Raw genomic sequence first — 24,012 nt, forward strand, 5'->3', positions numbered from 1 at the left:
GGGGAAAAGACCATGACGCAACCCACTTTGCCCACCGGCTTCGAAGACCTCTCCCTTTGCCTCGACTGGAACCTGCCGACGGCCGACCAGCGCCAGCGCAAGCGGCAGGCGTCGAACGCGGCGGAACTGCGCGCCTTCTACGACCGCATGCTGCCCCGCCTGCCGGACGCGCTGGCGGAGGTCGACCGCTTCCCGCTGGGCGCGCTGCCGGAAAGCCACCACCCCCTCTACAATCTCGCCCTCTCGCTGGCCGAGGTCGCCCCGCATATCGAACTATATTCCGGCTCCCCCGGCGTCCCCTATGCGTTCGAGGAGGCGCGCTTCGTCGCCGTCCATGGCGGGCAGGAGACATGGCGCGGGCTGCGCCCGATGGCCGCCTGAATATGGCCCCCCTGCCCATGGAGGAACGGCTGTTCCGCATCGAAGCGCGCCAGGAGATGGAAGGTCTCGTGGCGCGCTACGCCCACGGCGCGGACCGAAGGAACGATCCGGCGATCATGCGACCGCTGTTCCACGCGGACGCCACCTGGTCGGCGGAGGGCTTCGCCACCTTCCACGGCGCCGCCGCCATTGCCCAGGGCCTCGCCCGCATCGCCGCCGAACAGGTGCTGTGGTCGATCCACTATATGGTCGCCCCCCATGTCGAATTTATGGAAGACGCCCGCTCGGCGCGCTGCCGCTGGTATCTTTGGGAACTGTCCACCATGGCCGGGGACTCCGGCCCGGAAGATCGCTGGCTGGGCGGCTGGTACGACAGCCTGACAATATATGAGGAAGAAGAATGGAAATTCACGTCCGTGAAGCTGGACCTGCGCGTGCAGGGCGTGGCGACGCCCCCCTGGGCGATCAAGAAAGCGTTCGCCCCATGATCCGCCTCTGCGCAATCGACGATCTCAGCGAAGACGAAGTGCACCGCGTCGAACTGGACGGCGGCCACGGCATCGCCGTCTATCTGCTGGACGGGGAGGTGTTCGCCACCGACGACCTCTGCACCCATGGCGAAGCCTCGCTGGCGGAAGGCGAGGTAGAGGATGGCAAGATCGTCTGCCCCTTCCACCTCGGCAGCTTCGACATCAAGACCGGCGCGGCCTGCGCGGCCCCCTGCTCCATCGCGCTCAAAACCTATGCGGTAGAGATCATCGACGGCGCGGTGCATATCGCGCCCTGATGGTCGGTGCAGCGCTTAAGTCAAACCTCCACCCTGTTCCTGCGAAGGCAGGAACCCAGTCCCGCCGCTGGAACTGGACTCTCACGAGCCACTCGTCTCGTTCGAGTGCCTTCGCAGGAGTACGCTGCGCCTCAATCCCACCGGAACAGAACTGACACGCGCCCGCCCCTCACCCCTTCAACTGCCGCAACGTAGCCGAGGGCCGCTCCCCGAACCGCTCCGCATAGTCACGCGCGAATTTGCTCAAATGGCTGAACCCGCAGGCCAGCGCGACATCGGTCACGCTATGCCCCTCCTCCACGCCGCCCAGCAGCATCTTGCGCGCCAGGTCCAGCCGCACATTTTTGAGGTAAACCATCGGCGTCACCCCGCGAAACCGCCGGAACCCCGCATGCAGCGACCGCGCGCTGACCCCGGAAATCTCGATCATGTCGATCAGGGAGATCGCCTCGCACGCATGGCCCCGCACGAAATCCTCGACGCGCCGCACATAATAGGGCGCGGGCCCGGATGGCGCGCTGTCGAACAGTTCGGAATGATTGTGCGGCACCGCCGCCAGCAGCAGGCGCTTCAGCGTATCCTCCACCGCGCCGCTCGCGCGGGGATGGGTATAGCCCGTCAGCCCGTAATCGATGTCGTCGCAGATAGTACGGACCAGATGGGCAAAGGCCTGCGCCGCCCCCACCAGCGGCACCGGCCGGGTCGAAAAGACCAGATCGTCCGGCCGGAACCCCAGTTCGCTCGCCAGCACCTGCTCCAGATCGGCCTTGGGTATCTTGATGGTGAAATGCTTGTAGCCCGCCTCGAACGTCTGGCGGAAATGCGAATCCGGGGCCAGCACGCACATCTCGCCGGGCGCCAGGCTGAAACTGTCCCTGTCATGGGTGATGAAGGACGTGCCCGTCAGCGAGAATTGCACCAGATAGATCTGCCCCATCTGCGGCACGTCGATGGAAATCCGCCCGAAGGGATTGCCATAATCCTGCGCGTTGAAGGTCAGCGCCTTGAGCTGCGCCTGATTGTGGCGGAAATCGATCGGCGGCCGCCCGCCCTGCACGTCCAGCCTGTGGGGGCAGAACATCCGGCTCATATGCGCCTCGACATCGCCCGCGTCGGTGCTGCTGAACCTGTTCCACTGAACCAGCGGAAGCGCCTCGCCATTCCAGAAGCGGCTCGGCGCAGCCATTTGCGTCAACATGCTCGTCCTCCCTGGCCCGGTCCCCGACCCGGCTTGAAACGCCTGCCTCGCTCCGGTGGACGCTGCCCACCCCGGCGACGGATCATCGACACGGCCCTCCCTCGGCTGCATCGACATCCGGAAAATGACGCGCCGGACATGGCGGTCCCGCGATCCGGAACGCAGCGTGCCGGAAGCGCGGACGACCGCCATTTGCAGGCCGTCATGGCTGGATGTCGTTACAGCCTCGTCCCTTTCGCGATGACACTCTTATTACAGGGCCGGGTCAAGCCTGCCGCCCGAAAAGACCGCGCGATCAGGGCAAGGCCTGCGCTCAGGGGATAGTTGCCGCGGCGATTTTGGCCCAGCTTCGAAGCATCGGCATGGGCTGTCGCCGGCCCGAACGATCCGCAATGTCGATGAGAAACAGGCCGTTGCCCCTCGCCGCCCGGCAATCCGTTCGCGCGGCGCGGCGGCGGCGCGCCCGCGACGGCCCGGAAACGCGCCGGATCGTCGCCCGGCGACCGCGCACAGGGGAGGAGAATCGCATTGAACGAGCAAACGGACGTCCTCATCGTCGGCGGCGGCCATGCGGGCGCGCATCTGGCCATTGCGCTGCGGCAGAAGGGCTTTGCCGGCAGCATCGCCGTGGCGGGCGAAGAGGACTGCCTGCCCTATGACCGCCCTCCCCTCTCCAAGGCCTATCTGGTCGGCGCCGTGCAGATCGACCGGCTGCTGCTGCGGGACAGCGGCTATTGGGACGAACAGCGGGTCCGGTTCGAACTGGGATGCAGGGTCCGTTCGCTCGATCCCGCCGGGCGGCGCGCCGAACTGGACGATGGCCGGACGATCCGCTTCGGATGGTGCGTGCTGGCGACCGGCGGCAGGGCGCGCACCCTGCGCTGCCCCGGTTCCGGCCTGCCGGGCATCCATCATCTGCGCACCGTCGCGGATGTGGACGCCATTCGGGCGGGGCTTCGCGGCGGCGGCCGCGTCGGCCTCGTCGGCGCGGGCTATGTCGGGCTGGAGGTCGCGGCGGCGGCGCGCGAAATGGGGCATGAAGTCGTCGTCATCGAGGCGCAGCCCCGCGTCCTCCAGCGCGTCACCTCCCCCCTGCTCTCCGATTTCTTCGAACGGCAGCATCGCCGCCGGGGCGTCGACCTGCGCCTGGGCGAACGGATTGCGGACTTTTCCGGCGCGGATCGCGTCTCTGCCATCCGCCTGGCCTCGGGCGGGGAAATCCCCGTCGACATCGCCATCGTCGGCATCGGCATCGATGCGGAAACGGCGCTCGCGGAACAGGCGGACATCGCCTGCGACGGCGGCGTGCTGGTGGACGGATATTGCCGGACCTCGGCGGAAGGCATATTGGCGATAGGCGACTGCGCGCGGCACCCCAATCCCCATGCGGGCGGGCTCTGGCGGCTCGAATCCGTGCAGCATGCGATGGATTCCGCCGCCACCGCCGCCGACACCATATTGGGGGCGCCGGCCGAATATCGCGCGCTGCCGACCTTCTGGTCCGACCAGTATGACATCAGGCTGCAATCCGCCGGCCTCAACCGGGATGCCGACGACATGGTCGTGCGCGGCGATCCGGAAAACGGTCCGTTCACCGCCCTCTATCTGCGCGGGGGCCGGGTGATCGCGGTCGACGCCATCAACAGCCCCAGGGATTTCATGGGCGCCCGCACCCTGATCCTGAAGGGCGTCGCGGTCGACCGGACAAAGCTGGCCGATCCCGCCATCCCCGTGAAGATGGCGGCCTGAACGCCCGATCTCCCGCCGAAGGCGGCGGTCGGGGATCGGCCCGCGCCCCTATAAGCGCTCCCGCATCTCCCGCGTCACCTCCTCCAGAAAATCCGCCGCCGCCCGCACCCTGGGCAGCCTCTGCAGATCGGCATGCATCACCAGCCAATAGCTGCGCCACACCTCCATCGACTCCGGCATCGACTCCGGAAACAACTGCACCAGCCGCTCGTCCTCCGCCGCCGCGAAGACGTGCAGCACGCCCAGCCCCATCCCCGCCGCCACCGCCGCATGCTGCGCGGCGCTGGAACTGGCGCGGAAGACGATGGCCGCGCCGGGCAACAGCTGGTCCAGCGCGATCATCTCCGCGAACCCGGCCAGTTCCTCGATATAGGAAACGAAGACATGACGGCTCAGGTCGCCCCGCCCCGTCGGCACCCCCTCCCGCGCCAGATAGGCTTTCGACGCATAGAGGCCCAGGCGGTAATCGGCCAGCTTGCGGGTCACGAACCGTCCCTTGGGTGGCGGTTTCAGCATCACGGCGATCTCCGCCTCCCGCCGCGACAGGCTGGCCGCCTTGCTTTCGGACGCAAGCTCCAGCGTCAGGCGCGGATGGCGCTCCCGCAACTCGGCCACGCGCGGCGCGATCAGATGGCTGGCAAAGGCCTCCGGCGTGGCGAGCCGCACCGTTCCCTCCACCTCCCGGTCGCGCCCCGCGACGCTGCTCATCGCGGCGAGCAGCTCGCTCTCGATCCGCTCGGCATGGGAAACCAGCGCGAAGGCGGCGGGCGTGGGCGTCACCCCGCGCGGGCTGCGGTCGAACAGCCGCGCGCCCAGCGTCGCCTCCATATTGGTCAGGCGCCGGGCGACCGTGCTATGATCCACCCCGACCCGGCGCGCGGCGGCCAGCATGTTGCCCTCCCGCATCACGGCCAGGAACAGGCGCAGTTCGTCGGAATTCAGCATGGGCAAATCCGCACAACCAATGTGTCCACATACCCGTATATCTGCAAAGCTGACCCGTCTATACCAAAGCCATCCACCGGCAGGAGAGGAAACCGGAAAAATGCGTTCAATTACTCATTTCATTCATGGACAATCCGCCCCGCTCGCCGGCGCCCGCCTGTCCGACGTGCTGAACCCCGCCACCGGCGCGGTCCAGGCGCAGGTCGAACTCGCCACCGCCGCCCATCTCCAGAAGGCGGTGGATTCCGCCCTCGCCGCCCAGCCCGAATGGGCCGCCACCAACCCGCAGCGCCGCGCCCGCGTCATGTTCCGCTTCAAGGAACTGATCGAACAGAATATGGACGAACTGGCCGTCCTGCTCTCCTCCGAACATGGCAAGGTCGTCGCTGATGCCAGGGGCGACATCCAGCGCGGCCTGGAAGTCGTCGAATTCGCCTGCGGCATCCCCCATCTGCTGAAGGGCGAATACACCCAGGGCGCGGGTCCGGGCATCGACGTCTATTCCATGCGCCAGCCGCTGGGCATCGCCGCTGGCATCACCCCCTTCAACTTCCCCGCGATGATCCCCCTCTGGATGAGCGCCATGGCCATCGCCTGCGGCAACGCCTTCATCCTCAAGCCCTCGGAACGCGACCCCTCCGTCCCGGTGCGCCTCGCTGAACTCGCCATGGAGGCAGGCATGCCCGCCGGCATCCTGAACGTCGTCCATGGCGACAAGGAGATGGTCGACGCCATTCTCGACCATCCCGCCATCAAGGCGGTCAGCTTCGTCGGATCGTCCGACATCGCCAATTACGTCTATGCCCGCGGCGCGCAGAACGGCAAGCGCGTGCAGGCGATGGGCGGCGCCAAGAATCATGGCATCATCCTGCCCGACGCCGACATGGATCAGGCAGTGGCCGACATCGTTGGCGCGGCCTATGGTTCGGCGGGCGAACGCTGCATGGCGCTGCCGGTGGTCGTACCGGTGGGCGAGGCGACCGCTGACGCCTTCCGCGCCAAGCTGCTGGACGCCATCGAAACGCTGCGCCCCGGCATCCCTACCGATCCCGACGCGCAATATGGCCCGCTCGTCACCGGCGTGCACAAGGCCCGTGTCGAAAGCTATATCCAGATGGCCGCCGACGAAGGCGCGGAGATCGTGGTCGACGGGCGCGGCTTCTCGCTTCAGGGCTATGAGGAGGGCTTCTATCTCGCCCCGACGCTGATCGACCGGGTAACGCCGCAGATGAAAAGCTATCAGGACGAGATTTTCGGCCCGGTGCTCCAGATCCTGCGCGCCCAGAGCTTCGAGGAGGCGCTCAGCTATCCGTCGAAGCATCAATATGGCAATGGCGTCGCCATCTTCACCCGCAACGGCGACTATGCGCGCAAATTCGCCGCCGATGTCGAAGTCGGCATGGTCGGCATCAACGTGCCGATCCCGGTGCCGGTCGCCTATCACAGCTTCGGCGGCTGGAAGCGTTCGGGCTTCGGCGATCTCGACCAGTATGGCATGGACGGCGTGCGCTTCTACACCCGCACCAAGAAGATCACACAGCGCTGGCCCGATGGCGGCGCGGTGATCGACCAGAGCTTCGTCATCCCGACGATGCGATAGGCTTCTGCCCGGCAGGGGAACGGAAGCGCCCGCTTGTCCGTTCCCCAGGGTGATGAGCCAGTACCCCGTCACCTTCGATCCCCCGCCGGAGGCTGCCGAATTCTACGCCGAAAGCCTTGCGCATCTGGTGGAATCCGGCATCCCGTTCATGCTGTCGGGCACCTATGCGCTGGGATGCCATACCGGCATCATGCGGCCGACCAAGGATCTGGACGTCTTCTGCAAGCCCGGCGACGCGCCCCGCATCCTCGCTTATTTCAAGGCGCTGGGACATCGCGTCGAATTCGAGGATGAACGCTGGATCGGCAAGGTCTGGCGCGACGGCAATTTCTTCGACGTCATCTACAACATCTCCTCCGCCAGCCTGCCCGTGACGGAGGAATGGTTCCGCGATGTCTCCCATGCGGAGGTCTATGGCACGACGGTGCGGATCACGCCGCCGACCGAATTCATCCTCTCGAAGGTCTTCATCCAGGACCGCTACCGCTATGACGGCGCGGACGTCGCGCATATCATCCTGCGGCAGCATGAACATATCGACTGGCAACGCCTGCTGGACGCGATGGAACTGCACTGGGAAGTGCTGCTCATCCACCTGCTGAACTTCCGCTTCATCTATCCGACGGAACGCCATTGCATTCCGCTCTGGCTGTTCGAGGAATTGCTGGGGCGCTTGCAGACCCGCGCCGAACTGCCTGTCCCCAATCTGCGGGTGTGCCGGGGACGGCTGCTGTCGCCGCGCGACTATCTGGTCGACATCACCGATTGGGGCTTTGCCGACGTGGTCGGCAAGGGGCTGGAGGAGAGCCATGATCGCAACCAGTGAGCCGCGGCCCAAGGACAGCCTTGTCCTCGCCGCCGTCGGGGACCTACATGTCACCGATGCGTCCGAACATCGCTACCGCGCCATGTTCGAGGAGATTTCGGCTCAGGCGGACATATTGGCGCTATGCGGCGACCTCACCAATTTCGGCAAGACGCGGGAGGCCGAAATACTGGCCGAAGACCTGCGAAGCTGCACCATTCCGACGGTCGCGGTACTGGGCAATCACGACCATGAATGCGGCCAGCCTGAGGTCGTGGCGCAGATATTGCGCGGCGCGGGCGTGACCGTGCTGGACGATCAGGCGGTCGAGATAAAGGGCATCGGCTTTGCCGGGGTAAAGGGCTTTGTCGGCGGTTTCGGCCGGGGGGAGCTTGGCGCTTTCGGGGAAAGCGCGATCAAGGGCTTCGTCGAGGAATCGATCAACGAGGCACGCAAACTGGAAAATGCGCTGCGATCCCTGCGGACGGAACGGACCGTGGCCGTGCTGCACTATGCGCCGGTGGTGGACACGGTGCAGGGGGAGCCGCAGGAGATTTTCCCCTTTCTCGGTTCCTCACGGCTGGCCGAGGCGATCGACAGGTTCGACAATGTCCGCTTCGCCGTCCACGGCCACGCTCATCGCGGCGCCTTTGAGGGGAAAACGCCCGGCGGCGTTCCGGTCTATAATTGCGCGCAGTTCGTCCTGTCGGAGCGGTTCGACCGTCCCTACGCGCTGATCGCCATTTGACGAGCACGCGCCGGATTTACGGGACGCCTGAACCAGAAGGTCCAGACTGTCAGCGTGCCGAGCAGCGTCATCGCCAGGCCCGACAGGGTCATGACCAGCCTGAACGCCAGACCGCCGACCTTCGCCGCGTGGAGCGGGTAGAGCAGATTATAGCCCTTCACCGCCATCGGCAGCGTCGCGGCATCGCGCGCCGCAACCAGCGCGCCGCTGTCCGCCGCGAACCAGAGGGTGGTGCGGCCATTGGGCAGCCATTCCTGCGGCCGCCGCATGCGGATTGCGATCAACCCATTATCCTTGCGCGGCAGGCTGAGGCTGCGCAACTCCGCATCGGGAAAGCGCGCCTTGGCCGTCATGACCATGGCCGCCCAGTCAAGCCCTTCGCCGAGTTTGGCGTCGCGCGGCGGCGGTGGAGCGAGCGCCTTGTCGATCTGCGCTGGCGCCCCCGGCCCGAACAGCAGCGCCGCCATCGGCCGGAACACCAGCACGGCCCCTGTGACCAGCGACAGCAGCAGCAGCGGCGCGACGACGACGCCCAGATCGCGGTGATGCCGCACGATCGCAGGGCGGCTCATCCGCGCCGGCCATAGGCGCCATTCGAAAGTCCGCCGCGTGCGCCACCAGAGGATGAGGCCGGTGAACACGAAGAACAGGCCGCAAAGCGCGGCGATGCCGATCACCCAATCGCCCGTCTCGCCGGAAAAGAGATGATGGTGGAAGTCGAACAGCCAGAGTTCGGGCCGCTCCCACTGGCTGCTCCACCGCGTCACCATGGCACCCCGCTGGTCTGCATAGGCGCCGCCGCCATTGTCGAACAGCAGCTTCAGCAACCCGAAATCATCGGACGCATAGCTGATCGACTGGGGCCGTCCCGCCGGATCGGCCATGATGCGCTGCGTCGTCTCGGCCAGTTGGCGGACATCCTCCACGCGCGGGTCGCCGGCATGGGGCGCCAGGGTCCAGGCATTTTTATGCACCAGCAACGCGCCGCTAAGGCCCAGAAGGGCGAGCAGCAGCCCGATCAGCCCGCCGGTCCAGCGATGGAGGGTGTCGATCAGCTTCACTAGAACCTATAGTCCCATGAGAGGGTGAAATTGCGGCCGCGTCCCGCGAAATAATGGGCGTTGTCATTGGGCCGGACGGTCTGGCTGTAATAATCGATGTAGAATGTGTCGAAGATATTCTGCGCCGCGAGCGTCAATGCCCCGAACCGGGTCTGGTAACGCAGCGACAGATCGGTCACGTCATAGCCGTCGAACCGGTAGAGCGGCGGATAGGCGCCCGGCGTCCGTTCGAACTGCCGGGACAGGAAGAATTGCGTCTGGATGCGCGCTGAAACCGGACCGTGCACATAGCTGGCGGCCAGGTTCAGACGGTCAGGCGAGATATTGGCGCCGTCCAGATCGCGATCCACCTTGTCGATGCCATTGTCCGATCCGTCGGTGCGACCGATCAGATGGGCATAGCCGGTCGAGAGGGTCAGCCCCGGCAAAGGCGTCCTGGCCGACAGGTTCAGTTCCAGCCCCTGTATTTCCACCCGCTGACGCTGGACCTCAAACACTCCGCCGCTCTGCACCAGCAGCGATCCGTTCTTGCTGGTCGACCAGAAATAGGCCGCGCTGGCGTCGATCGGGCCTCGCTTCACTTCGAATCCGATCTCCCGGTTGTTGGAGACGATCGGGCTGATATTCACATAATCGTCGATGTCGACGCCGGGCGTGGCGACTGCCCGGGCGATCCGGCCGACATCGGGCACGGTATAGCCCTCGGCATAGCTGGCATAGGCGCGGATGCCGGCCCAGGGTTCCAGGATCACGCCACCATTGAGCAGCGTATCGCTGAAAGTCGGCCTGCCGCCCGCGACGTCGACGCCCCCGCCATAGGTCCAGAGGGTATGATAGTCGTCGATGCTGATGCGCACATCCTCATGACGCAATCCGCCCGCCACGCGCAGCTTCTTGTCGAACAGCGCCAGATTGAACTGGGCGAAGGGCGCGAGGCTGCGATAGTCGGTCGGCGGCACCCAGGTCCGACCGGTCGCGATCAGCCGCTGTTCGGTCAGGTCATAGAGCGCGTCGAAGCCGATGGTGGCGGTCAGCGCCTCGAACCCCGGCATCGCGCGTTCATAGCTGATCTTGCCGCCATATTTGCGGCTGCGGTTCTGCGACTGGTCGAACAGCGTATCCCTGGGCGCGATGCGCGGGTCCTGGAAGCTGGCGATCGGCGCCACCTCCCCGCCATAGGTGTCGCGCGAGCGGTTGAAGAAGAGCTGGGCGATGAAATTGCCGCCCCACAAATCGCTGTCGGTCAGTGTCACCGCCGCGCTTTCGGTACGGTTGGTGGCGGGAACGCCCGGCGGCGTGCCGCGCACAGAGGTGGTCGGCCGGTCGACGCGATAGTCACCGTCCGCTGCGACATAATCGCCCTCTCCCTTCAACTGGAAGCGGCTCATGGTCAGGTCCAGCCGGGCGCTGTCGCTGAGCGCATAGCCGAAGCGGCCGAACAACGACCAACTCCGGCTATCCTGCGTCTCGCCCTGGGTCAGGTCGGTGCCGACGCGATTGCCATGGCCGTCGTAAAAGGCGCCGCGCTTCTCATAGGCTGCGCCCACCGTCGCATCCCACCGCCCGGAACGCCAGCCGATCAGCCCCGCCACCTTGCCCCCGATGCCGTCGCTGCGAAAGCCGGTGTCGGCATTGCCCTGCACCAACATCCGGCCGGTCAGTCCATCCGCCTGGGGAGGCGCAACGGTCACCTGGTTGACGATGCCGCCCGTGCCGCCGATCCCCTGCAGCGCATTGGAGCCGTAGATCAGCTCCACCCGGTCGATGAAGAAAGGATCGATGGTGAAGCCATCCCTCGCTCCGTCGCGCAGCGGAGCGGTCTGCGGAATGCCGTTGATCGCATAAAGCGGCGAGCGGCCGCGCAGCGTCTCCCCCGCGCCGGACAGCTTCTGCCGCGTCGGCGAGAAGGAGGGGGTCAGCGCGGACACCGCATCGACGATGGACCCGCCGATTGCGACCTGCTGGTTGAGCGTTTCCTGATCGATGACGTCGATGGTCAGCGGCAGGGCGTTGGCGGGCAGGATCGTGCGCGCCGCAGTCACGATGATCGGGCCGGCATCCTCGGCTGCAGGTTCGGACTGGGCCAGCGCAGGCTGGCTCAACAGCGCGAGCGCGCTGGTGGCGAACAGGACAGACGAGCGGATATGCATTCTTTCCCCCATAAGGCTGCTCGTCCGCTAGCCAAATGAGCAGGATGTTGCAAGTCATTAGCAGTATAAGAAGGGTGTTTTGCGGGTCGGGCCTGCGTGCACCCTAGCTTTCGATCAACGCTTTCAAGGCCTTCAGGTCGCGGTTGATCCAGCGGATGTCGGCGGCGAATCGGTCATCGTCCATGTCCGGTTGGCGGAACAGCGTGAGCATGACTTCCGCCCCTTCGCCATTCTGCACGACGCGCAGCGGGACAAACACCTCCTCGCCGTTGCCCAGGTCGACATGATGATCCATCACGCCATAGACATTATGCGGCGTGAAGCGGATGCGGATCGGCCCTTCAGGGCCATCGGCCAGCCAGTGCGCGCCTTCCTGCCGCAAGCCGGATTCGGCAAGGCCCGACGCCCAGCGCGGGAAATATTCCGGCCGCCAGATGATTTCGTAAAGTGCGCGCCAATCGCGGGCGATGGTGATGCTGAAGGTCCGGGCGGGCAGCATGTCGCTCTCCAATGAATCGTTGCGCGGGGCCATAGCATGGGATGGACGATCTCGCCCTTGCGTTCCGGCCGATATGGGACGAACATCCCTGCTTCCAAGCGACCGGCTTCATCAAGAGAGACGGATGGATTGGAGGAGAGCCAGGATGAGCGGCTGTTACACCCGGGCCATCGCGCTCGTCGGACCCGCCGGGGCGGGCAAGACCAGCCTTGCCGAAGCGATGCTGTTCATAACCGGCGCGATCCCGCGCCAGGGATCGGTTCAGGCGGGAAACAGCACGGGCGACGCCAGCCCGGAGGCGCGCGAACGGGGCAGTTCCACCGAACTCAACCTGATGCATTTCGAATGGATGGGCGACCGGTTCGCGCTGATCGACGTGCCCGGCGCGCCGGGCTTCGCCGCGGATGGGGCATCTGCGCTCGACATGGCCGACCTTGCCGTCGTGGTGATCGATCCCGATCCCGAGCGCGCCGCGCTGGCCCAGCCGGTGCTGCGCAGGCTGGAGGGCGCGGGCATCCCGCACGCCTTGTTCGTCAACAAGATCGATCAGGCGCGGGGCAGCATAGAGGACCTGTTGACGGCGCTCGCGCCGATGAGCGCCGCCGCCCTGGTGGCGCGCCAGATCCCGATCCGCGCCGGGGAACGAGTCGCGGGCTTCGTCGACCTCGCGCTGGAGCGCGCCTATCATTATGAGACGGGCAGGAAATCGCAGCAGGTCGCGCTCGCCCCGCATGTGAAGGACGATGAAAGCGCGGCGCGTTTCCACATGCTGGAACAATTGGCCGACCATGACGACCTGTTGCTCGAACAATTGCTGTCCGACGAACAGCCCAGCCTGGAAACCGTCTTTGCCGATCTGGCGCGGGAGACCGCCAGCGGCCTGATCGTCCCGGTGCTGTTCGGTTCCGCCTCCAACGGTTTCGGCATCCGACGGCTGTTGAAGATGCTGCGCCATGACACGCCCGCGCCCGCCCGGACGGCGGAGCGACTGGCGATCAGGGGCGAAGCGGCGCAGATCTTCAAAATCTCCCACGCGGCGACGGTCGGCCGGCTGGCGCTGGCCCGCATCTTCGGCGGCGCACTTGCCGACGGGGCGGAGATGGCCGACGGCAAGGGGCGGCCATTAAGGCCCGGCGGATTGTTCGCGATCCAGGGCATGGCGACGGCGAAGATCCCGGCGGCCGAAGCCGGCTCCATCGTCGGCATCGCCAAGGTCGAGGCCGTTCAGGCAGGCGAGCTGATCGGCATGGCCGGCACGGCCCCGCAGCCCGGCCTGCCGGTGGAGAAGAGGGCGGCGAACTGCGCGCTGGCGATCGCGGCGAAGGACCATAAGGACGAGGTGCGGCTTTCCACCGCCCTCAACCGGCTGGCCGAAGAGGATGCCGGGCTGCACTGGGACCAGGATGAAGGTTCGCGGGAGACCCTGCTGCACGGCATGAGCGAGGACCATCTCGCCGTCGCAATCGACCGGCTGAAGCGGCGTTACGGCGTCGCCGTGTCCGTTCAGGCGCCGACGATTGCCTATCGCGAATCGATCCGCAAGGCCGTGACCCAGCGTGGCCGCCACAAGAAGCAATCCGGCGGCCATGGCCAGTTCGGGGACGTCGTGCTGGAAGTCCGTCCTCTCGAACGGGGCGAAGGCGTGCGTTTCGAGGAACGGATCACTGGCGGCGCGGTGCCCCGGCAACATATTCCGGCGGTCGAGAAGGGCGTGATCGACGCCGTCGCAAGGGGGCCGCTCGGCTTTCCCGTCGTGGATGTCTGCGCGGTGCTGGTGGATGGATCGTTCCACAGCGTCGACAGTTCCGAACTCGCCTTCCGCACCGCCGGGCGCATCGCCATGGCCGACGCCCTGGCGGCGGCGTCACCCTATCTGCTGGAACCGGTCGCCCATGTGACGATCATGAGTCCGGGCGCCGCCACGTCCCGCATCACATCCGCCATTGCGAGCCGCAGGGGCCAGATGTTGCGGATGACGATGCGGGACGGCTGGCACCATTGGGACGTGCTGGAGGTCCTCCTCCCCGAGGCTGGGTTGCAGGGGCTGGAAGCCGAGATCCGCTCCATGAGCCAGGGCATGGCGCATTATGAGGCGCATTTCGATCATCTGGCGGAGGTCAATGCGAAGCTGGCCGACAGCATCGTGCAGCGGGCGAAGGAGCCGGCTTAGAGCCAATCGACATTCAGATGATGACGAGCCGAAAATGGCGGTTTTACGTCGAAGTTCACAGTGTACGCGCGCGCGTGCCAGCGCGCGCGTATGCGAAGGCGGGATTTTGATCGGACGTTTCAAAGAGGGACGCGAGATAGCGCGGCAGGGACGGAATAGGACAGGCCGAATGGGCCCTGTTGGAGAAATAGGATGTTTTTGGAGGAAGCTGTTGCGGTTGGGTGACGCATTTGAGGATGGCCGCGCGCAGACGCAATGGGAACGGGCCTAGGCTCAGGACCCAAAGCGGCGGTCCGGCGCGCCTGCGATCAGGCCGGGCTGAGCCCCTTCACCACGAAGGGCAGGCATTCCCCGTCCGGGTCGGTCAGGGTCAGATAGGCGCCCGGATGGATGGCATGCGCGTCCAGCCGGTAGATTTTCTCGTCATCCGCCTCCCCCGGCTCATAGGACAGCGCCCAGCCATGCCGGGTGTGCAGCAGCGTACCGTGCCGGTCCGGCTCATTGGGCCAGAACCGCCGCGCCGTCGCCAGTTCGGGATGGATGCGATATTCCCTTTCGTCGATCACGCCGCCGCTGCCGAGCGGCAGGCGCAGGACATAGCTTCGCGCTGCCGATCCGTTGGGAAAGGCCGGCGTCCGGGCAAGTTCAAGGCGTATGGTCGTCCAACTCATGACCATTGCAATCGGATTCCGCGGCGGAAAGAGATATAAGGATTATTCCTGATGGCGACCGCGCCGGGGCAGTCCTAGCCAGAGGGTGAAGAGACGCTTGCCGGGAGACAGACGATGAAATCGGTCCTGCTGCACATTCATGAAGATCATGGCGCGGAAAGCCGCTTGCAGGCGGCCTGCGATCTCGCCCGCGCATCGGGCGCGCATATCCATTGCGTGCAGGTGACCGCCATGCCGGATTTCGTGGCGGCCGACATGTATGGCGGCGCGTCCATGGCCCCCGCGATGATGGCGGAGCTTTACGACATCGATGAAAAGGCGCGAATGCGCACCGAGGATCGGCTGCGCCGCGAGGACGTGAGCTGGGACTGGCGCCATGTGGAGGGCGATGTCGTCCATGGCCTGCTGTCCGCCGCGACGCTGACCGACGGCATGATCGTCACGCTGCCGTCCGGGCCGCGCCGGGAATTCGCCGACCCGCTGCATCTGGCCGCCGATCTGGCGCTGGCCGGGCGGGTTCCCGTGATCGCCGTGCCGCAGGAGGCGAAGTCCTTTCCGGTGACGGGCCGCGCCGTCGTGGCGTGGGAGGGCTCGCAGGAAGCCTCCGCCGCGCTGCGCCTGTCCGTGCCGCTGCTGAAGCTGGCGGAGGAGGTGCATGTCGTGACGGTCGAGGAAGCGGGCAAATATCCCTTCCCCGCGACCGACGCGCCCGAATATCTGGCCCGCCATGGCATCAAATGCCAGTTCCATAGCTGGCCGCAGGATGGCCGGACCGTCGAAGCGGCACTGAAGGCTGCGGTCGGCACGCTGAAGCCGGACTGGGTGGTGATGGGCGCCTTCGGCCATAGCCGGCTCAGGGAAATGGTGTTCGGCGGCGTCACCCGCGCCATGTTGCGCGAGATACATGTTCCGCTCTTGCTGGCGCACTGAAGCCACGGCATGGTGGGAGCATGGCGGTAGCGGACGATGAGACGGAAGGCTTGACGCAGCGCGAGCACAGCCTGGAACAGGCGCTGCTCGGCTCGATCCTGGCGACCGTACCGGACGCGCTGATCGTCATCGACATGCACGGGCAGATCGTGTCCTTCAGCGCCGCGGCCCAGCGCATGTTCCAATATGCCGAAAGCGATGTACTGGGCGAGAATATCTCGATGCTGATGCCCTCCCCCGACCGGGAGAGGCATGACGGCTATATCGGCCATTATCTGTCCACGGGCGAAAAGCGGATCATCGGCATCGGCCGCCTGACCAGCGCGCGGCGGCGGGACGGGTCGACCTTTCCCATCGAACTGTCTGTGGGCGAGGTGCAGGACGAGGGGCGGCGGCTGTTCACCGGCTTCATCCGCGACCTGACCGAGAGCCAGCAGGCCGAGCGGCGCGTGGCGGACCTGCAGGCGGAACTGGCCCATGCGGGCCGCGTGACGGCGATGGGCACGCTGGCGTCGGCCCTTGCGCATGAACTCAACCAGCCGTTGACCGCCATCGCCAATTATCTGGAGGCGGGGCGCGACATGCTTGACGCCGAGGGTCCGGTGGACCGCGATCTGCTGCGCGAGGCGATGGCGGAAAGCGCGGCCCAGGCGCTGCGCGCGGGGGAGATCATCCGGTCCCTGCGCGAGTTCATCAAGCGCGGCGAGACGATGCGCCAGCCCGAACCCCTGCGCCTGTTGCTGGCGGAGGGGGCGGCGCTGGCCTTCATCGGCGTCGACAGCCGGGGCCTCGACATGGACATCAGCGTCGATCCGCGCGTCGACAAGGTGCTGGTCAACCGGGTGCAGTTGCAGCAGGTCATCATCAACCTCACCAAGAACGCCGTGGAGGCGATGGCCGGCAGCCCGGCGCGCATCCTGCGCCTGTCCGCCATCCCCGGCGAAAACGGCAGGGTCGAGGTGATCGTCGCGGACAGCGGGCCGGGGCTCGCGCCGGAGATGTCACGCACCCTCTTCACCCCGTTCACCACCACCAAGCCATCCGGCATGGGCGTCGGCCTGTCGATCAGCCAGACCATCGTCGAGGGGCATGGCGGGCGCATCTGGGCCGGACCGTCGCAATGGGGCGGCACGGCCTTCCACTTCACCCTGGACGCAGCGGACTAGAGCATTTTGAAGTCGGTCGGCACGGCTGACGGGCTCGCAAAATGCGGCCAACAAGAAGGACCAGAGCATGAGCGAGCCATTCCCCATCTATGTCGTGGACGATGACGAGGCGATCCGGCGGTCATTGTCCTTCATGCTGAAGACGAGCGGTTTCGCGGTGAAGCTGTTCGACGGCGGCCTGCCCTTTCTGAAAGAGGCTGCCGACCTGGAGCCGGGCTGCGTGCTGCTGGACGTGCGGATGCCCGACATGGACGGGCTGGCGGTGCAGCGCGAGCTGCGGGCGCGGGGCATCATGCTGCCCGTGGTGATCATGACGGGCCATGGCGACATCGACATGGCGGTGACGGCGATGAAGGCAGGCGCAAGCGACTTCATCGAAAAACCGTTCGAGAAGGCAGCGTTGCTCGGCTGCGTCGATGCCGCGCGGCGGGTGGCCGTGGCCGACCGTGGCGCGAGCGCGCGGGCGGACGATGCGCGGGCGCGGCTCAACATCCTGACGGAGCGGGAGCGCGAGGTGCTGGACGGGCTGGTGGAAGGGCTGCCCAACAAGACCATCGCCTATGACCTGGGGATCAGCCCGCGCACGGTGGAAATCCACCGCGCCAACCTGATGCAGAAGCTGGAGGTGAAAAGCCTGGCCGAAGCGCTGAGGATCGCCTTCCATGCGGGAGCGGAGAAGGACGAGGCGTAGATCGGGCTGGCGCCCGGCATGGCCCCGGCCGAAAACCGTCAGCCCGTCAATATCGCCCATGCCAGCAGGATACAGCCCATGCCCGCCGCCACGGAGACCATGCGGCCCCAAGGCAGCAGCTTCTCCAACGCCACCAGCAGCGTCAGCAAAGCGATCCAGGCCAGGTTCATGGTCCCGCCCACGAACAACAGCGTCATCAGCATCCAGCAGCAGCCGACGCACCAGGCGCCGTGGATCATCCCCATGCGGAAAGCGCCGGTCCATCCCGGCCGATAGTGGCGGCTGAGGAATTGCGCGGGATTGCGGCACTGGCGCAGGCAGGCGTCCTTCCATGGGCTGATCTGATAGGCCCCCGCCCCGATCAGGAGCGCGGCCGCCAACGGGCGGCTGGATGTCGCCATCGCCATGGGGGACAGCATCGCCATTGTGGCCAAGCGCCACTGCGCCAGCGTGGCTGTCAGGGAGAAAAAGCCCCAGACCAGCAGATAGCCCAGGGTGAAGCTCTCCGTCGCGGGGCGCGTGGAGGCGGGTGCGGCGCGAGCGTAGAGGAGGACCATCGGCGCGGCGGAGGGGAGCATCATCGCGATCATCATCACCCACCACATGGCGAACGTCACGACGAACTGCGCGGCTGTCCATGGCATGTCGCCGGGCATCATCATCGCCAGCATCGGGTCTTCCGCCAAGCCGGCCGGAAACAGGGAGGCGGTCGGCGCCATGCCCATGCCCGCGCCCGAAAGCAGCCAGCCCCAGGCCACAAGGATCAGCACCGCGAGCGCGACAAGCGAAATCAAGCGGTGCCGGGCGAGCACCGCGCCAAATGCCGGCACCGTCAGCCCCTGACGACGCCGTGGCTGTCGAGGTGGAGATAGGCGAACTGGCCGTAGCTCGCCGCATGGTCGAGCCGCATCGGCGCAATCGAGCGGCTGGCGCCGGAGCCGACCTCCGCCACTTCATATTCGAAGCCGTCGGGCAAGTGGATCTGGGCGCGGATTTCCGATCCGTCCACCGGGCTGCGGATCGGTTCGCCGTCCATTTCCAGATGGCCCGGGATGCGCAGGCGGCCCTTGCGTCCTTCCACGTCGACCTCAAAATCTACAGGAACGAAGCTGGGTTCGTGCATGGTGGCGATGGTGGAAGCGAAGACGGCAAAGACCGTCGCCATGGGAGCGGTGTCGCCACCGGTCATGATCGTCAGCAGGGCATTGCGCTGCGCTTCCGTCGCCCGTTCGTCGACGAAGGCGGCACATTCCCCCTGCCCTTCATGGATCGGGCCGGGCCAGCGGAAGACCGCGGCGATATTGAGGCCCGACAGGTCGGTACTGCCGTGGCGCCCCTCATCGATGGCGAAGCCGAAGGCGGCCTGGCAATGCCCCTTGTCGGGCAGGCCGCCGAACTGGCAGTTGCAGCCATATTCACAATTGCAGTTGGCGAATTCGCGGCCTTTGAGCATCCAGTAGACCATGGTCCGACTCCCCTGACAGCCGGAAGACCATAGCAGATTCACGCGGCCGCGTCGCGCTTTCGGCGGAAGGGATAGAGGAATTGCGCGCGATAGCCCTGGGGCACCTGTTCGGGCACGCCATAGCCGGTCGGCCATGCGCTGTCGGGCAGATGGTGGGTGCCGAACAGGCGGTCCAGCAAAGGGAAGTGGATCGCGAAATTCTTGTCGACCGCGACCTCCTCTATCGCATGATGCCAGTGGTGGAAGCGCGGCGTCGCGACGACCGCGCCCAGGCGGTTGAAGTCGCCGCGCAGATTGGCGTGGAGCAGCGAGGAGTAGATGTAGACGAAGCCGATATAGGCCTGCATCACCGATGGCGAAAAGCCGAAGGTGAGCAGCGGCAGCGATGTCACGCCGCGCAGGGCGATGATCTCGAAGAAATGCATGCGCGCGCCGGCGAGCCAATCCATGGACCTGGCCGAATGGTGCACGGCATGGAAACCCCAGAGGAAGGGGATGCGGTGGAAGGCGCGATGGAACCAATATTGGACGAAATCGGTCAGCAGCACCACTTCCAGGAACTGGAGCGGCCAGGGCTGGCCAGCGATCATGGCGCGGATGCCTGCGAGGCCGGCGGTGTTGGCGTTGATGAAGCTGGACGGCGCCAGCGCGAGGAAGGTGATGAGCTGCACCATCATCGAGCTGATCAGATAATAGAACAGGTCCTCCCGCCATTCCTGTCGGAACAGGCGCTGCTGCGCCCTATGTGGGAAGAGGCGCTCGATCGGGGCGAACATCAGGCCGGTGGCGACCATGTTGACGGCGAAGAAATCGACGCCGAAGAACACGCCCCAATCATGGGTCTCCCGCGGCTGGACTTCCGCTCCGCCCAGCAGGGTGGCGAGCAGCGCGACGATGAGCGCGGTGGCGCCGATGGCTTTGCGTGTACGCAAAAGCAGGCTGAGCAATGCCAGGGCATAGCCGCCGATCAGCAGCGCATGGACCATGGGACGCAGCCCGCCCCATGCATGCAGCGCCGCCAGTTCGGGCGTCGAAAACCAGTCGGGCCAGCGTAGCGCCATGACCAGACAGAGCCCGGTGATGCTGAGCAACAGCGCGAAGAAGCCGGAAAACCAACCGCTGCCTAGGCGCCGCACGGCAAGGGGCGATTGCAGGTCGCGTTCCAGACTGTCGAACCAGTTTGCCATGATATGTCCCCTTTGCCTCCGGCTTGCCCCGCCTGCCGAGCCTGCTGCCTATGTTAAAGCTTCGCCCCTGCCGCCCTCAAGCTTTCCTTGACCCGCGCGGTGGCCATTTCGAGAGGGGCCGCCTCGCCCAAAAGGGCGAAGCTGCCGTTGAGCGCGAAGGTGCAATGGCCATGCACCGTCGCCACCAGCGAGCGGGCAAGGCGCGGTGCCACGTCCTTCGCATCCAGCGGCAGGACAGCCGCGACTTCGCGCACGACGACCTCCGTAAGGCCGGCGCGCTGCCGGGCATAATCATCCGGCATGGGCACGCCGGGCGGCAGGCGATGGTCGTAGATCGCCATCCAGATGTTCGTGTTTTCCGATGCGAAGCGGAAATAGCCCTCCACCAGCGCGGCGATCCTGTCCTGCGGCCGGCTGGCGAGACGCTGTTCCAGAAAGGCGGCCCAGAGGTCGAAGGTACGCGTGTTGATGGCGACGATCAGCCGGTCATAGCTGCCGAAGACATTGTAGAGCGTGCCCACCGAATAGCCGATGCGCTTCGCCACCTCCCGCGAGGAGAATTTGGCGAAACCGGACTCGGCCATGTGGCGATGGCCTTCCTCCAGGATGAGCGCCTCCAGTTGTTCGCGGCTATGGTCGGATCGTCTGCCCATGGACAAGCGGATAGAAGATCAATTGAACGCTGTCGAATTATTTTATTGAACAGTGTGTAATTTTTGGGTAGCTGAGACTCCATTGGCTGGGTTTGCAGGGGTTCGACTCATGCTTGTGACGCTGGTTCTGCTGGTTTTCGGAGTGATGCTGTTCGACATGCGCGGGCGGTTGAAGGCGGCCGAGCACAGGTTGGCGCTGCTGGAAGGGGGGATTGGAGACGCGCCCTTCCCCGCTCGCTACCGGCGCGCCGACGGGGATGGAGATGACGATGCAGGGGTGAAGACGGCGGCGCCCGCAAGCGTCGTGGAGCGGCGGGTTGCCATGGACACCGCTCCCCCGCACCCCATGCCTGCGGTCGTGATCGACCGTCGATCCAGCGAAGGCGGGACTCACTCTCCTGCGCGGTCCGCTTCGGATGAGGTTCGGGAGATCGATGCCCCCTTTCCCCCGGATGACGGGGAAAAGGCGGAAGGCATCGATATGGCAGTCGAGCGCCCGGCCCGCCCCTCCTTCAGCTTCGAGGACCTGTTCGGCCGCCGCCTTCCGATCTGGGCGGGCGGGGTGACGCTCGCCGTGGCTGGCGTGCTGCTGGTCAAATATTCGATCGATGCAGGGCTGCTCGCGCCGCTGGTGCGAGTTGTTCTGGGGCTGCTGTTCGGCGGAGCGCTGATCGGCGGGGCCGAGGCGGCGTTGCGGCTGGAGGATCGGGTCCGCGACGCGCGGGTGCGGCAGGCGCTGGCGGGCGCAGGGCTGGCGACGCTCTATGCCGCGATCCTGGCGGCGCACATGCTATATGGGCTGGTTGGACCGGGCATCGCCTTTGCGGGGCTTGCGGGCGTGACCGGGCTGGCCATGGCGCTGTCGCTGCGCTTTGGCGCGCCGAGTGCGCTGCTGGGGCTGGTCGGCGGTCTGGCGGCGCCCGCCCTGGTCGAGGCGGGGCAGCCCAATGTGCCCCTGCTAAGCTGTTATCTCGCGCTGGCGGTCGGTGGGCTATGCGTGCTGTCGCGCACCCAGCGCTGGATGTGGCTGGGGGTGAGCGCGCTGGTCGGCGGGGCCGGCTGGGGCGTCGTCATGCTGGCGATGGGCGCGCTGGATTGGGCATCGTCGCTGTCGGTCGGGTTGCTGGTGCTGATGCTGGGGATGGCGTTGCCGGTCCTGGCCTTTTCCGGAACGCGGGCCGCGTTGCTGCGCATGGGCGCGGCCGTGGCGGCGGCGGGCCAGATGGCGGCGCTGGTGGCGACGGGCGGCTTCGGCCTGCTGCAATGGGGATTGTTCGGGCTGCTGTCGCTCATGCTGGTGTGGCTGGGGCGGGACGCGGCCTTGCGGCCGCTGGCGGCGATCGGCGCCGGTGTCGCGCTGCTGCTGGCGGCGGTGTGGCCGCAGCCGGAAATGGGCCACTTCGCCCTGGTGATGCTGGGCATGGTGGCGATTTATGGCGGCGCGGCCCTGCTGCGGGTCTGGCGCGGCGCTTTGATCGAGGCGGGACAGATCGCAGGACTGGCGCTGGGTGGATTTGCCGTCGCGTTGGGGCAATGCTGGCGGGTCGGGCTGGACGGGGAATTCGCCCTGCTGGCGCTGGCCGCCGCCGGATTGCCGGGCGCGGCCATGGCGATGGGCTGGCGATGCGGGACGCGGCGGGAGGATGCGCGCTTCGTGACGCTGGCGAGCGCCGCGGCGCTGCTGCTGGTGGTGGCCGGCGGGCTGGGGCTGCCGGAGTGGAGTCTGGCCATGGTGATCGCTGCGGTTGCAGCCGCGCTGCTGAGGTTGGCGGCGCTGGCGGAGGACCGGCGGGTCGAATGGAGCGGCTGGGGCTTCGCCTTCGGCGCGCTGGTGGTTCTGGCCGGATCGGACGATGTCGTCCGGCTGTGGGGAGAGGCGGCGGATGAGCCGGGCTGGCAGGGCGTGATGCGTTGGGCTGCGGGAGCGGCAATGGCGGCGCTGTTCGCCTGGCGGGCGCGCTTTGCCGAGGGGCGGATGGTCGCGCAGGGCGTGGCGGTGCTGCTCGCCTATGGGGCCGTGGCGCAGACGGTGCCGGCGCTCTGGGTGCCGGTGGGACTCGCGCTGGGGCTGGCCATGCTGGCGGAAGGAGCGCGACGGCTGGCCGTCGGGCGAATGGCGCCCGCCCTGGGGGTGGCCTTGGCGCTGGTGGCGCTATGGGCGGCCTGGCCCCTGGGAATCTGGCTGGGCCGGGTTTTGCTGTCGCTGGTGGGTGAACCCGTGCTGGTGCGGGACTTGCCCGGAATAGGCGAGGTGGCGCGGCGGATCGCCTTGCCGGCGATGGCGCTGGGCCTTGCCCTGTGGCGGGGCGGTTCCGCCGTGGATGCGGTCGGGCGGCGGATCGGCTGCTGTGTCGCGGCGGTGCTTGGCGGAGTGGCGGCGCATGTCGCATTCAAGCAGCTTTTCGCTTTGGGGAGCCTGGCGGAGGTGACGCGCCTTGCCCTGGCGGAGCGCACGCTTTGGGAGGCTGTGCTGATGGGCCTGGGTTTCGTTGCGTTGCGGGGCCGGATCGCGCTGGCCCGATTCCATCCGTTGCGGAAAGCCGGGGAGAATGTGGAGCGCGCGGTCGGGACATGCCTCATCGCGGCGGGATTGGGGCATTTGCTGGTTTATTCGGTGGTGCTGCATAATCCGCTCTGGTTTCCGCAGGCGGTGGGGCGTTGGCCCCTCCTCAATCTGCTGCCGGTGGTGCTGGCCCTTGCCTTCGTGGCGCTGAAGGTGGCGGATGGCTGGTCACGGCGGATGGCGGATGGCGTGCGGATGGCCTTGATCGCGCTGTTCGGCGTGGCGCTGCTGCGGCAGCTTTTCGTCGGATCGCTGCTGACCGTGCGCGGAGTAGGCCAGGTGGAGGATATTCTCCGTTCGGTGCTCGCATTGGCGCTCGCCATCGGCTTCCTGCTCTGGGGCATCCGCGGGCAGGCGCAGGCCGCAAACGCCAGGGACTGGCGCATCGCTTCGCTGCTGCTGATGCTGTTCGCCGTGGCCAAGGTGTTCCTGTTCGATGCGTCCGGGCTGACCGGGCTGCTGCGGATCGCATCCTTCCTTGCCCTGGGCTTCAGCCTCATCGGCATCGGATGGCTCTATAATCGCCTGTTGCGGGAGCCGGTTAACAACTCCGCGACTATTGCTGCATAATGCGTGAAGGACGGGGGTAAGAA

The 24,012-nt window shown here is 66.5% G+C and carries 22 protein-coding genes; 12 read left to right on the top strand and 10 right to left on the bottom strand.

From position 1 onward, the window contains the following. The first annotated feature begins 12 nt into the window (after positions 1–12). The 3 genes from A8G00_RS12055 to A8G00_RS12065 are packed head-to-tail and all read left to right on the top strand — an operon-like array spanning position 13 to position 1,168. Positions 13–381: a hypothetical protein gene (locus A8G00_RS12055; protein WP_065847442.1), complete on the top strand. Its 369-nt coding sequence runs from the start codon at positions 13–15 to the stop codon at positions 379–381. Then, on the top strand, positions 351–869 hold the full coding sequence (locus A8G00_RS12060; protein WP_065847444.1) for a nuclear transport factor 2 family protein: 519 nt from the start codon (positions 351–353) through the stop codon (positions 867–869). Before A8G00_RS12055 ends, A8G00_RS12060 begins: the two co-directional genes overlap by 31 nt. Beyond that, positions 866–1,168, top strand: coding sequence for a non-heme iron oxygenase ferredoxin subunit (locus A8G00_RS12065; RefSeq protein ID WP_103000779.1), 303 nt, complete (start codon positions 866–868; stop codon positions 1,166–1,168). The genes A8G00_RS12060 and A8G00_RS12065 overlap by 4 nt, the downstream gene beginning before the upstream one ends. 169 nt (positions 1,169–1,337) lie before the next feature. On the opposite strand, the gene A8G00_RS12070 is transcribed toward A8G00_RS12065, so the two are convergent. Then, positions 1,338–2,366 carry an AraC family transcriptional regulator gene (locus A8G00_RS12070; RefSeq protein ID WP_044660980.1) on the bottom strand — a complete coding sequence of 343 codons (1,029 nt, stop codon included), beginning with the start codon at positions 2,364–2,366 and terminating at the stop codon, positions 1,338–1,340. A 528-nt stretch (positions 2,367–2,894) separates the two neighbouring features. Here A8G00_RS12070 and A8G00_RS12075 point away from each other — a divergent pair. Then, positions 2,895–4,115: an NAD(P)/FAD-dependent oxidoreductase gene (locus tag A8G00_RS12075; RefSeq protein ID WP_065847448.1), complete on the top strand. Its 1,221-nt coding sequence runs from the start codon at positions 2,895–2,897 to the stop codon at positions 4,113–4,115. Between the two features lie 48 nt (positions 4,116–4,163). On the opposite strand, the gene A8G00_RS12080 is transcribed toward A8G00_RS12075, so the two are convergent. Further along, positions 4,164–5,060 (bottom strand): LysR family transcriptional regulator, encoded by an 897-nt coding sequence (locus tag A8G00_RS12080; protein WP_103000780.1) that lies wholly within the window; start codon positions 5,058–5,060, stop codon positions 4,164–4,166. Between the two features lie 100 nt (positions 5,061–5,160). Here A8G00_RS12080 and A8G00_RS12085 point away from each other — a divergent pair, with 100 nt between their 5' ends. Genes A8G00_RS12085 through A8G00_RS12095 form a run of 3 tightly spaced genes read left to right on the top strand, consistent with a single transcriptional unit; the run spans position 5,161 to position 8,213 of the window. Then, complete coding sequence (locus A8G00_RS12085) at positions 5,161–6,660, top strand: CoA-acylating methylmalonate-semialdehyde dehydrogenase (protein ID WP_065847452.1); 1,500 nt, start codon at positions 5,161–5,163, stop codon at positions 6,658–6,660. Between the two features lie 52 nt (positions 6,661–6,712). After that, entirely contained in the window at positions 6,713–7,486 is a 774-nt protein-coding gene (locus A8G00_RS12090; RefSeq protein ID WP_065847455.1) for a nucleotidyltransferase family protein, read from the top strand. Continuing rightward, on the top strand, positions 7,470–8,213 hold the full coding sequence (locus A8G00_RS12095; RefSeq protein ID WP_025548476.1) for a metallophosphoesterase: 744 nt from the start codon (positions 7,470–7,472) through the stop codon (positions 8,211–8,213). The genes A8G00_RS12090 and A8G00_RS12095 overlap by 17 nt, the downstream gene beginning before the upstream one ends. Here A8G00_RS12095 and A8G00_RS12100 read toward each other — a convergent pair. The 3 genes from A8G00_RS12100 to A8G00_RS12110 all read right to left on the bottom strand — a co-directional run bounded on the left by A8G00_RS12100 (position 8,192) and on the right by A8G00_RS12110 (position 11,923). After that, complete coding sequence (locus tag A8G00_RS12100) at positions 8,192–9,274, bottom strand: PepSY domain-containing protein (RefSeq protein ID WP_103000781.1); 1,083 nt, start codon at positions 9,272–9,274, stop codon at positions 8,192–8,194. The genes A8G00_RS12095 and A8G00_RS12100 overlap by 22 nt on opposite strands. Then, entirely contained in the window at positions 9,274–11,424 is a 2,151-nt protein-coding gene (locus A8G00_RS12105) for a TonB-dependent receptor (RefSeq protein ID WP_065847631.1), read from the bottom strand. The genes A8G00_RS12100 and A8G00_RS12105 overlap by 1 nt, the downstream gene beginning before the upstream one ends. A 103-nt stretch (positions 11,425–11,527) precedes the next feature. After that, on the bottom strand, positions 11,528–11,923 hold the full coding sequence (locus tag A8G00_RS12110; RefSeq protein ID WP_025548474.1) for a hypothetical protein: 396 nt from the start codon (positions 11,921–11,923) through the stop codon (positions 11,528–11,530). A 145-nt stretch (positions 11,924–12,068) separates the two neighbouring features. Here A8G00_RS12110 and A8G00_RS12115 point away from each other — a divergent pair, with 145 nt between their 5' ends. Continuing rightward, on the top strand, positions 12,069–14,093 hold the full coding sequence (locus A8G00_RS12115) for an elongation factor G (RefSeq protein WP_103000782.1): 2,025 nt from the start codon (positions 12,069–12,071) through the stop codon (positions 14,091–14,093). 308 nt (positions 14,094–14,401) lie between these two features. On the opposite strand, the gene A8G00_RS12120 is transcribed toward A8G00_RS12115, so the two are convergent. Further along, a complete protein-coding gene (locus A8G00_RS12120; protein WP_025548473.1) occupies positions 14,402–14,764 on the bottom strand; it encodes a hypothetical protein in 363 nt (120 codons plus the stop codon). Positions 14,765–14,878: 114 nt separating this feature from the next. Here A8G00_RS12120 and A8G00_RS12125 point away from each other — a divergent pair, with 114 nt between their 5' ends. The 3 genes from A8G00_RS12125 to fixJ all read left to right on the top strand — a co-directional run bounded on the left by A8G00_RS12125 (position 14,879) and on the right by fixJ (position 17,551). After that, positions 14,879–15,694: a universal stress protein gene (locus tag A8G00_RS12125; RefSeq protein WP_025548471.1), complete on the top strand. Its 816-nt coding sequence runs from the start codon at positions 14,879–14,881 to the stop codon at positions 15,692–15,694. Between the two features lie 20 nt (positions 15,695–15,714). Then, the gene (locus A8G00_RS12130) at positions 15,715–16,860 is read left to right on the top strand and encodes a sensor histidine kinase (protein ID WP_025548469.1); all 1,146 of its coding nucleotides are present in this window, start codon (positions 15,715–15,717) and stop codon (positions 16,858–16,860) included. A 67-nt stretch (positions 16,861–16,927) separates the two neighbouring features. Continuing rightward, the gene (gene fixJ / locus A8G00_RS12135) at positions 16,928–17,551 is read left to right on the top strand and encodes a response regulator FixJ (protein ID WP_025548467.1); all 624 of its coding nucleotides are present in this window, start codon (positions 16,928–16,930) and stop codon (positions 17,549–17,551) included. A 38-nt stretch (positions 17,552–17,589) separates the two neighbouring features. Here fixJ and A8G00_RS12140 read toward each other — a convergent pair whose 3' ends face one another. From A8G00_RS12140 to A8G00_RS12155, 4 genes are read right to left on the bottom strand one after another with little or no spacing between them, the layout of a single operon-like run. Beyond that, positions 17,590–18,381 (bottom strand): DUF2182 domain-containing protein, encoded by a 792-nt coding sequence (locus A8G00_RS12140; RefSeq protein ID WP_103000783.1) that lies wholly within the window; start codon positions 18,379–18,381, stop codon positions 17,590–17,592. 2 nt (positions 18,382–18,383) lie between these two features. Then, positions 18,384–19,016 carry a DUF1326 domain-containing protein gene (locus A8G00_RS12145; RefSeq protein ID WP_025548464.1) on the bottom strand — a complete coding sequence of 211 codons (633 nt, stop codon included), beginning with the start codon at positions 19,014–19,016 and terminating at the stop codon, positions 18,384–18,386. A gap of 38 nt (positions 19,017–19,054) precedes the next feature. After that, entirely contained in the window at positions 19,055–20,203 is a 1,149-nt protein-coding gene (locus A8G00_RS12150) for a sterol desaturase family protein (protein ID WP_044660988.1), read from the bottom strand. Between the two features lie 53 nt (positions 20,204–20,256). Then, positions 20,257–20,856 (bottom strand): TetR/AcrR family transcriptional regulator, encoded by a 600-nt coding sequence (locus A8G00_RS12155; protein ID WP_044660989.1) that lies wholly within the window; start codon positions 20,854–20,856, stop codon positions 20,257–20,259. A 109-nt stretch (positions 20,857–20,965) separates the two neighbouring features. Between A8G00_RS12155 and A8G00_RS12160 the strand changes: the two genes are divergently transcribed. Beyond that, positions 20,966–23,989, top strand: a complete 3,024-nt coding sequence (locus A8G00_RS12160) for a DUF2339 domain-containing protein (RefSeq protein WP_103000784.1) — start codon at positions 20,966–20,968, stop codon at positions 23,987–23,989. Positions 23,990–24,012 lie beyond the last annotated feature (23 nt).

Source organism: Sphingobium sp. SA916, assembly GCF_002894065.1.
In the GTDB taxonomy this organism is placed as follows: domain Bacteria; phylum Pseudomonadota; class Alphaproteobacteria; order Sphingomonadales; family Sphingomonadaceae; genus Sphingobium; species Sphingobium fuliginis.